The organism is Streptomyces sp. NPDC107454 (assembly GCF_055582885.1).
Map to the genome: position 1 here is coordinate 207,672 of NZ_JBVJPA010000004.1, position 13,802 is coordinate 221,473.

14 protein-coding genes are annotated in these 13,802 nt (G+C 70.9%); 8 read left to right on the forward strand and 6 right to left on the reverse strand.

Translation table 11 applies throughout. The features are described 5' to 3' along the window. Positions 1-2 precede the first annotated feature (2 nt). Together ACZ69M_RS11205 and ACZ69M_RS11210 are read left to right on the forward strand one after the other, a co-directional pair. A complete protein-coding gene (locus tag ACZ69M_RS11205; RefSeq protein WP_470048766.1) occupies positions 3-731 on the forward strand; it encodes a hypothetical protein in 729 nt (242 codons plus the stop codon). Then, entirely contained in the window at positions 728-1,105 is a 378-nt protein-coding gene (locus ACZ69M_RS11210) for a peptidase inhibitor family I36 protein (RefSeq protein ID WP_067360281.1), read from the forward strand. Before ACZ69M_RS11205 ends, ACZ69M_RS11210 begins: the two co-directional genes overlap by 4 nt. A gap of 103 nt (positions 1,106-1,208) precedes the next feature. Here ACZ69M_RS11210 and ACZ69M_RS11215 read toward each other — a convergent pair whose 3' ends face one another. The 3 genes from ACZ69M_RS11215 to otr(A) form a co-directional block, all read right to left on the reverse strand. Then, positions 1,209-1,769, reverse strand: coding sequence for a VanZ family protein (locus tag ACZ69M_RS11215; RefSeq protein ID WP_470048768.1), 561 nt, complete (start codon positions 1,767-1,769; stop codon positions 1,209-1,211). A gap of 122 nt (positions 1,770-1,891) precedes the next feature. Then, entirely contained in the window at positions 1,892-2,554 is a 663-nt protein-coding gene (locus ACZ69M_RS11220) for a DUF4230 domain-containing protein (protein WP_470048770.1), read from the reverse strand. Positions 2,555-2,739: 185 nt separating this feature from the next. Then, positions 2,740-4,596: a tetracycline resistance ribosomal protection protein Otr(A) gene (otr(A), locus tag ACZ69M_RS11225; protein ID WP_470048772.1), complete on the reverse strand. Its 1,857-nt coding sequence runs from the start codon at positions 4,594-4,596 to the stop codon at positions 2,740-2,742. A gap of 246 nt (positions 4,597-4,842) precedes the next feature. Between otr(A) and ACZ69M_RS11230 the strand changes: the two genes are divergently transcribed. Further along, on the forward strand, positions 4,843-5,796 hold the full coding sequence (locus ACZ69M_RS11230) for a ribose-phosphate diphosphokinase (protein ID WP_266418006.1): 954 nt from the start codon (positions 4,843-4,845) through the stop codon (positions 5,794-5,796). Between the two features lie 114 nt (positions 5,797-5,910). Then, entirely contained in the window at positions 5,911-7,104 is a 1,194-nt protein-coding gene (tuf, locus tag ACZ69M_RS11235) for an elongation factor Tu (protein WP_470048774.1), read from the forward strand. A 44-nt stretch (positions 7,105-7,148) separates the two neighbouring features. Here tuf and ACZ69M_RS11240 read toward each other — a convergent pair whose 3' ends face one another. Then, positions 7,149-7,529, reverse strand: coding sequence for an anti-sigma factor antagonist (locus ACZ69M_RS11240; RefSeq protein WP_470048776.1), 381 nt, complete (start codon positions 7,527-7,529; stop codon positions 7,149-7,151). 164 nt (positions 7,530-7,693) lie between these two features. Continuing rightward, positions 7,694-8,131 (reverse strand): MarR family winged helix-turn-helix transcriptional regulator, encoded by a 438-nt coding sequence (locus tag ACZ69M_RS11245; RefSeq protein ID WP_470048778.1) that lies wholly within the window; start codon positions 8,129-8,131, stop codon positions 7,694-7,696. Positions 8,132-8,236: 105 nt separating this feature from the next. On the opposite strand from ACZ69M_RS11245, the gene ACZ69M_RS11250 reads away from it, so the two are divergent. Both ACZ69M_RS11250 and ACZ69M_RS11255 read left to right on the forward strand, forming a co-directional pair. Beyond that, positions 8,237-9,694 (forward strand): aldehyde dehydrogenase family protein, encoded by a 1,458-nt coding sequence (locus tag ACZ69M_RS11250; protein ID WP_470048780.1) that lies wholly within the window; start codon positions 8,237-8,239, stop codon positions 9,692-9,694. Positions 9,695-9,726: 32 nt separating this feature from the next. Continuing rightward, on the forward strand, positions 9,727-10,833 hold the full coding sequence (locus ACZ69M_RS11255) for an NAD(P)-dependent alcohol dehydrogenase (RefSeq protein WP_470048782.1): 1,107 nt from the start codon (positions 9,727-9,729) through the stop codon (positions 10,831-10,833). A 21-nt stretch (positions 10,834-10,854) separates the two neighbouring features. Here the strand turns inward: ACZ69M_RS11255 and ACZ69M_RS11260 are convergent, their stop codons facing one another. Beyond that, positions 10,855-11,805 (reverse strand): NADP-dependent oxidoreductase, encoded by a 951-nt coding sequence (locus ACZ69M_RS11260; RefSeq protein WP_470048784.1) that lies wholly within the window; start codon positions 11,803-11,805, stop codon positions 10,855-10,857. Positions 11,806-11,874: 69 nt separating this feature from the next. Between ACZ69M_RS11260 and ACZ69M_RS11265 the strand changes: the two genes are divergently transcribed. Both ACZ69M_RS11265 and ACZ69M_RS11270 read left to right on the forward strand, forming a co-directional pair. Further along, positions 11,875-12,831 (forward strand): GlxA family transcriptional regulator, encoded by a 957-nt coding sequence (locus ACZ69M_RS11265; RefSeq protein WP_470048786.1) that lies wholly within the window; start codon positions 11,875-11,877, stop codon positions 12,829-12,831. Between the two features lie 113 nt (positions 12,832-12,944). Beyond that, complete coding sequence (locus ACZ69M_RS11270; protein ID WP_470048788.1) at positions 12,945-13,799, forward strand: hypothetical protein; 855 nt, start codon at positions 12,945-12,947, stop codon at positions 13,797-13,799. Positions 13,800-13,802: the final 3 nt, after the last annotated feature.

Consider the following 13,802-nt stretch of genomic DNA (forward strand, 5'->3'; position numbering starts at 1 on the left):
CCGTGCGACTCCTTCGCGCGTTCGCCGCCGCCGCGCTCGCGGTGCTGGCGTTGACGGGGTGCTCCACGGCGACGGCGCAGCGGACGCTGCCCCCGCTGCCCAGGACCGAGCGCGACCGCGACGACCTCATCGACACCGCCCAGCAGGTGCTCGTCGACCGCTGTCTGGCCAGGCAGGGACTGACCCTCCCGAACGCCTCGGCCCAACAGGACCACAGCGCCACGGCCCCGCAGGACCGCCGACTGCAGGGCGCTCTCTTCGGCCGCGGCCACCCCGAGCTCTCCGTCACCCTCGCCACCGGCTACACCGTCACCGCACACACGGACGGCTGCCTCGCCGCCGCCGAGCGCGATCTCTACGGCGACCAGCGGCTCTGGTTCCGTACTCGGGTCGTGGTGAACAACCTGCGGGCCGAGGCCCAGCAGCGCATGAAGCGCGATCCCGGCTACCGCGCCGCAACCGCCCGCTGGACCCGCTGTGTCGCCCCGGCGCACGGGGCCCGCCCCGGCCGCCCCGACCCCGCCGTCTCCACGCGCTGTGCACGTGAGAGCGGCCTCACCCGGCTGCGGGCGCGGCTGGAACCGGCCCTGCTGGCCCGGGTCCGCGCCGAGCGGCACGGACAACTGACCACCTACCGGCAGTTGCGCACCCGCGCACTGCGCCGCGCGGCGGATCTGTATGCCGAGCGGACCGTCCAGGTAACCCTGAAGAAAGGCAGTGACCCTTCGTGATCACCCAGCGTCTCGCCCTTTCCGCCGCCGCGGCCCTGCTCGCCCTCACCGGCGGTCTCGCCCTGGCCACCCCCTCCGGCGCGGCCGACTGTCCCAGCGGCAACTTCTGCGTCTGGGAGAACGCCAACTTCGACGGCCAGCGCGCCAACTGGTCGGGGGACGACGGGTGGTGGGAGAGCTGGATCGCCGACACCGACTCCTCCTGGGCCAACCACGGCATCTCGGGCCCCGGCGTCAAGGACCACGTGAAGGTCTACGAGGACGCCTGGCAGGGCGGCGCCATGACCATCTGTCTCGGACCGGGGGAGGAGGTCGGCTACAACGCCGTGGCGAACGACCGCGGTGACTCGCACACCTGGTCCATGGGCTGCTGAGAGGCCAACCCCGGTCGATCGCCCCCGGTCGATCGACTCCGGCCGATCGACTCCGGCCGCCCGCGGTGGGGGCCGCGGGCGGACGGTCATGACATGCGGACCCTCATGCCTTCGGGGCCTCGCGCCGGTTGCGCCGGCCCTGCCGACGGCGCTTGGGATGCACCGCCCGGCCGATCCGTCGTCCCAGCAGCAGATAGCCCACCAGCGCTCCGGACGTGTTGAGGATGACATCGTCGATGTCGAAGGCGCGTCCGGTGATCAGCGTGCCCTGGACCAACTCGACCAGCAGCATCACCACCGCGGTGAGCAGCAGAACGCGCAGGATCCCCCGGGCCTTGGGAATCAGCACGGGCACCAGCACGCCGAACGGCACACCGAGCACGACGTTCCCGCCGATCTGCTTCACGGCGTCGCGCAGCGCCGGCTGGTCGAGATAGGCCCGCAGAGAACTGCCGGGGTGCAGATTGGTGTGGATCAGCGCCTTCGACGCCGGTGACGGCTCCAGCGTCAGGCGGGCCAGCGCGACCGCGAACGCCACCATGGCCACGAAGGCCAGCAGCATCACGAGCAGCCGCACGGGCAGCGGGAGCGCCTTGCGCTCCTGCGCGGGTACCGACGACCGTCGACCGGATTTCGCTGTACCGGTGGTGCGCAGGGTGCTCATGAGTGACGCCGTACGGACCATTCGATTCTCCCGGTTTCAACTGTTCTGCAGGTAAGGGCGGTTACCCGCGAAGCGCCCTTCGATGCCGAGCCCACTGGACCCTCGACGGAGTGCGGCCCGGCTCAGGCGCCGTAGCTCACGCTCACCTCCTTGAAGCCGAGGGAGCGCAGCAGGCCGTCGAGCATGCCGGTGGTGTTCTCCTCGGCCCGCTTGGTGAGCTCGCTGTCCTTCGCCGCGTCGCCGATGTGCTTGACCGCGAGCTTCTGCACGGCCTGTTCGCTGTCCGGGTTGTCGGAGAAGAAGTCGCCGAGCCGGTCGAGCAGACCACGCTGTTTGGAGACGGCGTACGAACGGTTGGGGTCGAGCGCGGGCTTGCCGAGAAACGCGTGCGGCAGCCGCAAGGTGGCCGTGGTGCGGTCGGCGTCGACCGTCACGTCCTTCTTGGCGAGCGAACCGAGGTCGACATACGCCTCGACCGTGCCGGCCCCCACGTACAGCGTGCGGGTGCCGCGGATCGCGTCGGGCAGGTACTTGGCATCCTTCTCCAGGTCCACCACCACCTGGAAGTTGCCCGAGGCGGCGTCGTAACGGCTCATGTCCTGGATCGACTTGAGGAGGGCTGGTCCGGAGCGGTCGTGCGTCTGGGTGCCGAACAGGTCGCGCAGCCCAGGCAGAACGGCCAGGCGCAGCCCGGCGAACAGCACCACGAGCACCAGCACGACGGCGGTGATCGCCTTGGCCCACGCGGGCATGCGCCTGGGCAGGCGCTTGATGGACGTCGTCATTCGGCGGTCCTCCTTCCTGCTCACCGGATGCCCCCCAAATCACCTACTAGGCCACCCTGTTGGCGGATTGATGTCGCTGATGGGGAGCGCGGGCGGGAGCGCGTCCACTCCGGCGGCACCGGTCACCGCCCATCGCCGTACGCCGAATGAGCGCCGTGTCCGCCGGCCGTACCGCATCCGCCGCACTACACGCGGCGGTCCCCCGACGGGCGGGACCACCAGACCCCTTCGCCGTGGGTGAGCCCCGGCAGCAGCAGCTCGACCTCCCGTACCTGCCGGGCCGGCAGCTCGCCGGTGACGAGCCAGCAGGTCCGGCCGCCGGTCGTCTCCCCGAAGCGTGCGCCGTGCGCGGCGAGCCGAGCCGTTACCGGGGCCAGCGCATCGAGCGGGAGCTCCACCTCGAAGGCGTGGTACGGCTCGTACACCCGCGTCCCCGCCCGCTCCAGCGCGCGGCGCAGCACGACCGGGGTGAGGCCGCGGAAGTCGGCTGCCGTGCTGAGCGGCGCGACGAATCCGGAACGCACGAGCGTCACCCGGTAGTCGGTGACCGGCCGGCCGTGCCGACCGGAGAGCAGGGTCGCGTGGACCGTGTCCTCGATCGCCTGGTGGAAGGCCCGGGGCAGGGCGCCGAGCTCGGTCTCGTACGTGAAGACGCCGCCGGAGCCGTGCGGTCCGGGCTCGATCCGCAGCCCGACCGTGGCCCAGAATCCGGCGTGCCCGTGCCGCTGGATCTCCTCGCAGGCCTCGCCGGTGCCGTCCGGCCGTTCCAGGAACCGCACCCGGCTCGGCTCGAACTCCGCCTCGATGCCGAAGTCCTGGGCGAGCGTGGCCGCCAGGACCTCCTTCTGCACCTCGCCGTAGAGGAGGAGCGCGGTGCTGCCGGACGCGGCGGCCCTGGCGTGCATCAGCGGGTCCTGGTCGGCCAGCGCGAGGAGGGCCGAGCGCAACGGGGCCGCCTGGGCGGGGTGCCGGGCCCGGACGAGGGTCTCCAGGGTCGGCGCCGCGAACTGCGGCGCACGCTCGGTGAGCTCACCGAGCCGATCGCCGACACGGATGCCGGCGACGCCCCGGAGCGCGGCGATGTTTCCCGCGGTCAAGGTGGCCGCCCCCGGCCGCCCCACGACCTCCAGTTCCTGGGCCCGGCCGGGGACCTGCGTGGTGCGCCCGTCGGCCTCGCGCCGGGTGAACGTGAGGCGTTGACGGTGCGTCACTTCACCCCCGTACAGCCGCAGATACGCCGTGCGCTCGCCGCCGGGTCCGGGGCGCACGGCGAAGACCGTGCCTCGTGGCTCGGCGCAGTCGGAGGCCGTCGGGCGCGGGACGAGCCGGCTCAGCCCCTCGACCAGCTCGGCAACCCCTTGCCCGCCCAGGGCGGACCCGAAGAAGACCGGGTGGAGGGAGCCGTCGGCGGTGCGCGCGACGAGCGCGGCCGCCAGGTCGTCCGGGGTCGGCGCGGGGCCGTCCACGACCGCGGCGAGGACGTCCGTGTCCACCTCCGCGAGTGTGCCGGCCGCCGTCTCGTCCAGCGGACGCGGGACGAGACGGGCACGCGCGGTGCCGAGGCCGCGCACACCGACGAGCGGGACGACGTACGGCGTGAGGCGGCGCCGGATGTCGTCGAGGAGCCCCGCCTCCCGCGCACCCGCCCGGTCGATCTTGTTGACGAAGATCAGGGTGGGCAGCCCGAGCCGTCGCAGGGTCTTCATCAGGACGCGCGTCTGTGCCTGTACGCCCTCCACGGCGGACAGGAGCAGCACGGCGCCGTCGAGGACCTCCAGGGCGCGCTCGACCTCGGCGATGAAGTCGGCGTGCCCGGGGGTGTCGATGAGGTTGATCTGGACGTCGCCGACGGTGAAGGCGGCGACGGCCGAGCGGATGGTGATCCCGCGCCGGCGCTCGATCTCCCCGTCGTCCGTGCGGGTGTCACCGGCGTCGACGCTGCCGAGCCGGTCGATGGCGCCGGCGTCGAAGAGCAGCCGCTCGGTGAGGCTGGTCTTACCCGCGTCGACGTGGGCCAGAATGCCGATGTTCAGAGTGTCCATGCGTGGTCGAGTCCTCGGGAACAGTCGTCCGGTGGGGGCGCTGAGAAGTTCCGAGGAATCGGCGCATGTCGTTCTCCCATGGGTGGGGGTGCTGGCCGGACCATCCTGGCGTATGCCCCGTGACCGTGCGCAACCGAATTTCCCCCGGTGGGAGTACCTGGGCTGGGCCCAGTAGCATGAGGCACGCATCCCGGGTCGATCATGCCAACCGGCGGCGCACCCGGATCGATCTTGCGAGGAGCGGTCGTGCGTGACATCGCCGTGTTCAGCGGTAGTGCCCATCCCGAGCTGGCGGCAGAGGTCTGCGCCCATCTCGGCGTGCCCCTCAGCCCGACCCGGGTCAGCCGGTTCGCCAACGACTGCCTGGAGGTCCAGCTCCAGGCCAACTGTCGCGAGCGCGATGTGTTCCTCGTGCAACCGCTGGTCACTCCCGTGCAGGAGCACCTCGTCGAACTGCTGATGATGTGCGACGCGGCGCGGGGTGCCTCCGCGGGGCGGATCACCGTGGTCATGCCCCACTATTCGTACGCCCGTTCGGACAAGAAGGACATGCCGCGGATCTCCATGGGCGGGCGGCTCGTCGCCGACCTGCTGGTGGCGGCCGGGGCCAGCCGCGTCCTCGCGATGACGCTGCACTCCCCGCAGGTCCACGGGTTCTTCTCGGTGCCGGTCGACCATCTGCACGCCCTGCGGGAGCTCGCCGCGCACTTCCGCGGTCACGATCTGTCGCGTACGACGGTCGTGTCGCCGGACCTGGGCAACGCCAAGGAGGCCGCGGCCTTCGCCCGGCTGATCGGCGCCCAGGTGGCCGCCGGTGCCAAGCAGCGGTTCGCCGACGACCGGGTGAGCATCAGCTCCGTCATCGGTGAGATCACCGGGCGCGATGTCATCGTCCTCGACGACGAGATCGCCAAGGGCAGTACGGTCCTCGAACTCCTCGAGCGGTTGCGGGAGTTGGGGCCGCGGTCCATCAGGGTCGCCTGCACCCACGGGCTGTTCGCGGCGGGCGCGCTCAAGCGGCTGAGCGAGCAGGAGGACGTCCTGGAGATCGTGTGCACCAACACCGTGCCGGTGCCGGACGAGGAGCACACCGAGAAGCTGCGGATCCTGTCCATCGCCCCGGCGCTCGCCGAGGCCGTGCGCCGCATTCACAACGGTGAGTCCGTCAGCGCCCTGTTCGACGCGCCCCCGAGCGAATAAACAGGAAGAGCGACCCTTCCTGACCTCGTTCAGCGTTCGGTACCTCGCTCGGCCCCCCGCCAGGAAGCGGCGCAGCAACGCTCGGCGTCACCCAGGCGATCAGGAGGGCTCGCAGTGGCCAAGGCGAAGTTCGAGCGGACCAAGCCGCATGTCAACATCGGCACCATCGGGCACATCGACCACGGGAAGACGACACTCACGGCGGCCGTGACGAAGGTTCTGCACGACCGGTTTCCCGACCTGAACCCCTTCACGCCGTTCGACCAGATCGACAAGGCGCCGGAGGAACGCCAGCGCGGCATCACCATCTCGATCGCCCATGTCGAGTACCAGACGGAAGCCCGGCACTACGCGCACGTCGACTGTCCGGGGCACGCCGACTACATCAAGAACATGATCACCGGGGCCGCGCAGATGGACGGCGCGATCCTGGTGGTCGCGGCGACGGACGGGCCGATGCCGCAGACCAAGGAGCATGTACTGCTCGCCCGGCAGGTCGGCGTCCCGTACATCGTCGTCGCCCTCAACAAGACGGACATGGTCGACGACGAGGAGATCCTGGAACTCGTCGAGCTCGAGGTGCGTGAGCTGCTCACCGAGTACGAGTTCCCCGGCGACGACGTTCCGGTCGTCCAGGTCTCCGCGCTCAAGGCGCTGGAGGGTGACCCGAAGTGGAGTGCCTCCGTTCTCGAACTGCTCGCGGCCGTAGACGAGTTCGTGCCCGAGCCGGTCCGGGACGTCGACCGGCCCTTCCTGATGCCGATCGAGGACGTCTTCACCATCACGGGTCGCGGCACGGTCGTCACCGGCCGGATCGAGCGCGGGGTGCTGAAGGTCCACAACGAGGTCGAGATCATCGGCATCCACGAGCAGAAGACGAAGACGACCGTCACGGGCATCGAGATGTTCCGCAAACTCCTCGACGAGGGCCGGGCGGGGGAGAACGTCGGCCTGCTGCTGCGCGGGGTCAGGCGCGACGACGTGGAGCGGGGGCAGGTCGTGATCAGGCCGGGTTCGGTCACCCCGCACATGCAGTTCGAGGCGCGGGCGTACATCCTGTCGAAGGACGAGGGCGGACGGCACACGCCCTTCTTCGACAACTACCGGCCGCAGTTCTACTTCCGCACGACGGACGTGACGGGTGTCGTGACTCTTCCCAGGGGCACGGAGATGGTCATGCCGGGCGACAACACGACCATGAACGTGCAGCTCATCCAGCCCATCGCCATGGAGGAAGGCCTGAAGTTCGCCATCCGGGAGGGCGGCAGGACGGTAGGGGCGGGACAGGTGACCAAGATCCTGAAGTGAGCGAGGGGCAGCCGGCCGAGGTCACACCGTCCGGTCGGCAGGGGTCATAAGGTGCCCGACGTGGCTTCCGGCTGCCCCAGCGCCGCGTCCAGCGACGCCGAGGGCGGCAGGAGCTTGGCCAGGCCGGTCACCTTGAGGACGCGCAGTGTCAGCGGCCGGGTGCAGATCAGGTGCAGCCGGCCGCCCCGGTCGAGAACGCGGCTCCTGGCGCGGTAGAGCAGGCGCAGCCCGGAGCAGTCGAAGAAGTCCACGGGCCGCAGGTCGATCACGATCTGCGGCTCCGGATGACCCGTCAGCGCGTCCAGGTACGGCGTGATCTCCAGCGCCGCGACGATGTCGATCTCCCCGTGGAACTCCAGCACCGTGTGACCCCGGTCCAGGCGGACGCGCAGATGGCGGGTGGGCGGTGCGGGGTCGTACGTCACGGCGACATCGCCTCCAACCGGCTGCTGACCCACTCCTGGCGGCAGGGCCCGCAAAACCGTTCCCTGCTCTGCAAGTTACCCTCGTTGGAGTGAATTCCAGCATGTTCGATTGACATATGTCTGCGATTTGAAGGGCAAGTCGCCCCTCGTGTCGGCCACGCGGATCACGACAGGGCGTGCCACGCCTTGGACAGGGCCTGGCGGAACTGATCCGTCTGGTGTGCGCTGAGCTCGCGCACCATGCGTTCCTCCAGTTCACGTACCGCGTCGGTGTACCGCGCGAGGAGCTCGCGCCCCTCGTCGGTGAGCAGGATCAGCAGCTCGCGCCGGTTGTGCGGATTGCGCTCGCGGCGGATCAGTCCGCGGTTCTCCAGTGAGCGCACCAGGTCGGCCATCGACTGTGCGGTCACGAAGGAGTCCCGCGCGAGCTGGGCCGCCGAGAGGCCGTCGTGTCGTTCCAGCACGGTGAGTGACGTGTACTGCAGTGCGGTGATCCCCGCCGGCTTCACCAGTTCGTCGAGGTGGGAGCGCACGACGAGCTCCACCCGCTTGACCATGTAGAGCAGGGATGGAGGTGCCTTCGTTACCTGGGTGCCGACCATGGGTTCAGCCTAGGGCATTGACAGGAAACCTGTCCGTAATGAGACTGCGAACCAACAGGAATCCTGATGGTTGAAATCTTGCCGATCAAGGCTGAGGAGTGGGCAATGACGACCACCTTCGAGAGCGGGCCCGGGCGGCTGTTCATCGGCGGACAGTGGCGCGAGGCGGCCGACGGAGCGCGTACGGACGTGATCGACCCCTCCACCGGCCAGGTGGTCGCGACGGTCGCCGAGGCGGGTGCGGCGGACGTGGACGCCGCCGTACGCGCCGCACGGGAGGCCTTCGACCACGGCCCCTGGGCCGGTCTGAGCGGACGGGAGCGGGGCAGGGTGCTGCACCGCGTCTCGGAGCTCATCCGCGAGAACGCCGACGAGCTCGCCGCCCTGGAGAGTCTCGACGTCGGCAAGCCCATATCCCTGTGCCGCCCCGTCGACGTGCTCACGGCGGCCGACGAGTACGAGTACTGCGCCGCGCTCGCCCAGACCCTGGACGGCGCCACCCGCGACACCCCGCTGGGCGCCTTCGCCTACACACGCCGGGGACCGCTCGGCGTGGTCGCCGCGATCACGCCCTTCAACTTCCCGCTGATCCTGTCCAGTTCGAAGCTCGCCCCGGCTCTCGCGGCCGGGAACACCGTGGTGCACAAGCCCGCCGACGAGACCCCGCTCAGCGCCCTGTACATGGCCCGCCTGCTCCAGGAGGCCGGAGTCCCGGACGGTGTGGTGAACGTCGTCACCGGCAGCGGACCGGTCGCGGGCGAGGCCCTGCTGCGCAACCCCGGCATCGACAAGCTCGCCTTCACCGGTTCGACCGCCGTCGGCCGGCACGCCGCGAGCGTCGCGGGCGAGGCGCTCAAGCCGGTCACCATGGAACTGGGCGGCAACGCGGCCCACGTCGTCTTCGAGGACGCCGACCTGGAGAAGGCGGTCGGCGCGGTCATCAAGGGATTCGTCTTCAACACCGGGCAGTTCTGCATGGGCGGCCCGCGGCTGCTGGTGGCACGCCCGGTGTACAGCACCCTGCTGAACATCCTCGCCGACGCCGTCCCCGGCGTCCCGGTCGGCGACCCCCGCGCCCCCGAGACCGTCGTCGGTCCGATGGCGGGGGAGAAGCACCTCCGGAAGGTCGAGGAGTACGTCGAACTGGCCCGCAAGGAGGGTGCCCGCATCGTCTGCGGCGGTGAGCGGCTCGACCTGAACGGCGGCTACTACTACAAGCCCACGGTCCTCGCGGGCCTGCCGAACGACTCCCGCGTGATCCAGGAGGAGATCTTCGGCCCGGTCCTCACCGTCCAGCCCTTCGACACCGAGGACGAGGCGGTCGAACTCGCCAACTCCACCCCGTACGGCCTGGCTTCGGGCATCCAGACCAGCGACCTCACCCGCGCGCACCGCGTCGCCGACCGGCTCCAGGCGGGCATCGTCTGGATCAACGACTGGGCGATGCTCGACCCCGCGGTGCCCTTCGGCGGGGTCAAGGACTCCGGTTTCGGCCGGGAGTACGGGCCCGAGGCCCTCGCCTCCTACACCAAGGTCAAGTCCGTCGTCGTCTCGCTCGGCTGAACCGCGCACCACCACCAAAGGGAGTTCGTACGATGTCCACCCCCACCCGCGCGGCCGTGGTCGAGTCCTCGGGCGCGCCGTTCACGCTCGCCGATGTCGAACTCGACGAGCCGGGCTCCGGCGAAGTCCTCGTCCGTATGGTGGCGACCGGCCTGTGTCACACCGACCTCGGTGTGGCGAGCGGCGGTCTGCCCTTCCCCCTGCCCGGCGTCCTCGGTCACGAGGGAGCGGGCGTCGTCGAGGCCGTCGGACCGGACGTCACCGGCGTCGTCCCCGGCGACCATGCCGTCCTGTCCTTCACCTCCTGCGGCGGCTGCCACAACTGCCGTGACGGACACCCCGCCTACTGCGCCACCTGGCTGCCGCTGAACCTCATCGGCGGCCGGCGCGCCGACGGCACCAGCACGATCAGCCGCGCCGGAGCCCCGCTCGGCGGACACTTCTTCGGGCAGTCCTCCTTCGCCGAGCGGGCGCTGGTCGACGCGCGCAGCCTGGTGAAGGTCGACCCCGATGTGCCGCTGGAGTCCATCGCCCCCCTGGGCTGCGGGGTGCAGACCGGGGTCGGTGCGGTCTGGAACGTGCTGAAGCCCAGGCTCGGCGACACCCTCGTCGTGCTCGGCGCCGGAGCGGTCGGCCTGTCCGCGGTGATGGCCGCCGCCCTGACCCCCGCCACAAGGATCATCGTGGTCGACCGGGTCGCCGAACGCCTCACCCTGGCCGAGGAGTTGGGTGCGACGCGCACGATCGACGCGGGTGAGGCCGACCTCGGCGAGGCCGTCGCGCTGCTGACGGACGGTCACGGTGCCGACGGTGTCGTCGAGACCACCGGCAGCGTCGCCGTACTGCGCCAGGGCGCCGACGCGCTCGCCGCGCGCGGCACCCTGGTCGTGGTCGGCGCCCCGCCCTTCGGTACCGAAGTCGCCCTGGACGTCAACGGGTTGATCCCCGGCAGGCGGATCGTCGGCCTCACCCTCGGGGACGGCGAGACCCAGACCTTCATCCCCGCGCTGGTCCAGCTCGTGAAGGAGGGGCGGCTCCCGCTGCACCGCCTGATCGGCCACTATCCGTTCGCGGACATCGAGCAGGCGGTGCGGGACATGAAGGCGGGCAAGACGATCAAGCCTGTACTGACCTTCTAGTCGACAACCCGTACCGACCTTCTAGTCGACCGTGAGCACGAGCTTGCCCGTGGTCCGGCCGGTGTCGCCGAGCGCGTGTGCCTCGGCGGCATCGGCCAGCGGGAACGAACCGGCGATCGTCGCGCGCAGCTTGCCCGCGTCGACGAGGTCCGCGACCGCCCGCATGCCCGCGTGGTCCGCCTCCACCAGCATCCGCGCCGCCCGCACGCCGAGCGCCGCGGCTTCCTTGTAGAGCTCCTCCGACCCCATCGGCAGGATCGACACCACGATCCCGCCCTCGCGCAGCACCCGCAGCGAACGGAAGGTGTTCTCCTCGCCGATCGTGTCCAGGACGACGTCGACGTCGCGGACCGCCTCGGTGAAGTCGGTCTCCCGGTAGTCGATCAGCTCGTCGGCGCCGAGACCGCGCAGGAACTCGTGCTTGCCCGAGCTCGCCGTGCCGATCACATACGCGCCGCGCGCCTTGGCGATCTGCACGGCCACATGCCCGACGCCGCCGGCCGCGGCGTGGATCAGCACCCGCTGCCCCGGCCGCAGATCGGCCGTGTCGACCAGCGCCTGCCAGGCGGTCAGCGAGACCAGCGGCAGGGCGCCGGCCTCCGTGTGGTCGATCCCGGCCGGCTTGGGCGCGAAGGAGCGGGCGGGCGCGGTGACGTACTCGGCGTGCGAGCCGTGCCCGAACGGGTAGGGCAGCATGCCGAAGACCTCGTCGCCGGGCTCGTACAGGGTGACGCCGACTCCGACGGCCTCCACCACTCCGGAGACGTCCCAGCCCAGGACGAAGGGCGGCTGCCCCAGGAACCCGCCCGTCGCCCGGTGCTTCCAGTCGGTCGGGTTGACCCCGGCCGCCCGCACCCGCACCAGTACCTCGCTCGGCCCGGGGGCCGGCCGCTCCGTCTCCACTTCCTTGAGTACCTCGGGCCCGCCGAGGACGTCCTGACTGATCGCGCGCATCGTGTTCGCAGTGCTCATGAACACAGCGTGCCGGGCCGGCGCGCTCCGCGAAATGGCAAGATTGCCAACCTTCGATAAGATCGTGCCATGAGTCGAGTGGAGCGTGTCGAGCGCGTGGCCGTCCTGGCACTGGACGGCGTCTACCCCTTCGAGCTGGGCATCCCCAGCCGGATCTTCGGCGCCGCGGACGGCCGGTACGAGGTGCTGACCTGCACCGTCGACGGTCGCCCGGTGCGCTGCAACGCGGACTTCTCGGTCACCGTCGAGCACGGCCCCGAGGTGCTGGGCACGGCGGACACGGTGGTGATCCCCGCCATCGACCCGGCCGCCGTGACCGCGGAGCTCTCCGCCGAGGTCACCGCGGCGCTCGCGCTCATCCGCCCGGGCACCCGCATCGTCTCCATCTGCACGGGCGCCTTCGTGCTGGCGGCGGCCGGTCTCCTGGAGGGGCGGCGGGCGACCACGCACTGGCAGGTGGCCGACGAGTTCCGGCGCCTGTTCCCGGGGGTGCTCCTGGACGCGGACGTGCTCTTCGTGGACGACGGCACGATCCTCACCTCCGCCGGTGCCGCCTCCGGCGTCGACGTCTGTCTGCACATCCTGCGCAATGACCACGGCAGTGAGCTGGCCAACAAGGTGGCCCGGCGGTGTGTGGTGCCGCCCTGGCGCGACGGCGGTCAGGCCCAGTACATCGAGCAGCCCGTGCCGGACGCGGCGGCGACCAGCACGGCGGCGACCCGTGGGTGGGCTCTCGCCCGACTGGGTGACCCGCTGACCCTGGCCGATCTCGCCGGTCACGCCCGCATGAGCCTGCGCACCTTCGCCCGCCGCTTCAACGACGAGGTGGGCATGAGTCCCGGCCGCTGGCTCATCCAGCAGCGTGTCGTCAGGGCCCGCCATCTGCTGGAGTCCAGCGACCTCTCGGTGGACCAGATCGCCGGCGAGGTCGGCTTCGCGACGGGCACCTCGCTGCGTCAGCACCTGCACGCGGCGATCGGCGTCTCGCCGGGGGCCTACCGGCGCACGTTCCAGGCGGCTCGCTGAGCGACGAGCCCTCACCGTCCCTCGTGTGAACGCTCACCGTCCCTCGTACGAACGATCAGGGTCCCTCGTGCGTCGGAGGAGGGACAGCGAGTGTGCGTCGAACAGGGGGCGGGATGCGCAGAGGGATCGTGGCGGCGGTGGCGCTGGTGGGACTGGCGGCGGTGGGGTGCGACGACGACGGGGTGCGCGAGGACCTCGTCGTCACCGGTACGCCCCCGGCAACGCCGTACGCGGGACGGCTGGACCTGCCGTTCAGGGAGGGCGCGGACGGCAGCGCCCGAGAATTCGAGGAGAGCTCGGGCGCCGCCGGCCGGGCGTTGGAGTGCGACGGCGCGATCTACTCGGGCGGTGGGGGCGACGGGTGGGCCGAGCGTGACGGCGGCTCGACGCCGGAGGAGGGCCTGAACGCGTATGTCGACATGGACCAGCCCGAACTGCCCGATCACGGCTACCGGGTGGAGCGCAGGGCGGCGGGCCGCGTCCTGTTCTCGTACGACGTCGACGGCAGGACCAAGATCGCCGTTGTCGTCGCCGAGGACCAGCCGCAGCGCCCCGGTTGGGGCCCGGAGACCTACGCCTCCTGCGACCCGGCCGAACTCCCCGCGAGTTTCACGGACGGCAGGTTCGAGATCTGGACCGACCGGGACGGCCGTCGCCTGCCCACCACGACGGTGAGCAGCTCGACGGGGCCGGAGCACTGCGACTGGGAGAGCGTCCACTTCCTCGCGCTGGGCGGCCGCAAGGACGTCAGGCAGTACGCCCGCGATCCGCGCGGGGTGCTCGGGAGCCACCTGCTCACCGCGGCGTACAAGGGGGACGTCCGTATGCCCGCCGTCGCGCACGACACCGGATACCGCTTCCACGGCTGGGCGCTCTGGCTGACGGACGACAAGGCCACGGCGTACGTACGCACGAACCACGGGGTGGAGGCATGGCCCGCCACGAAGGAGCAGGTGGCCTGCAGATGAGAC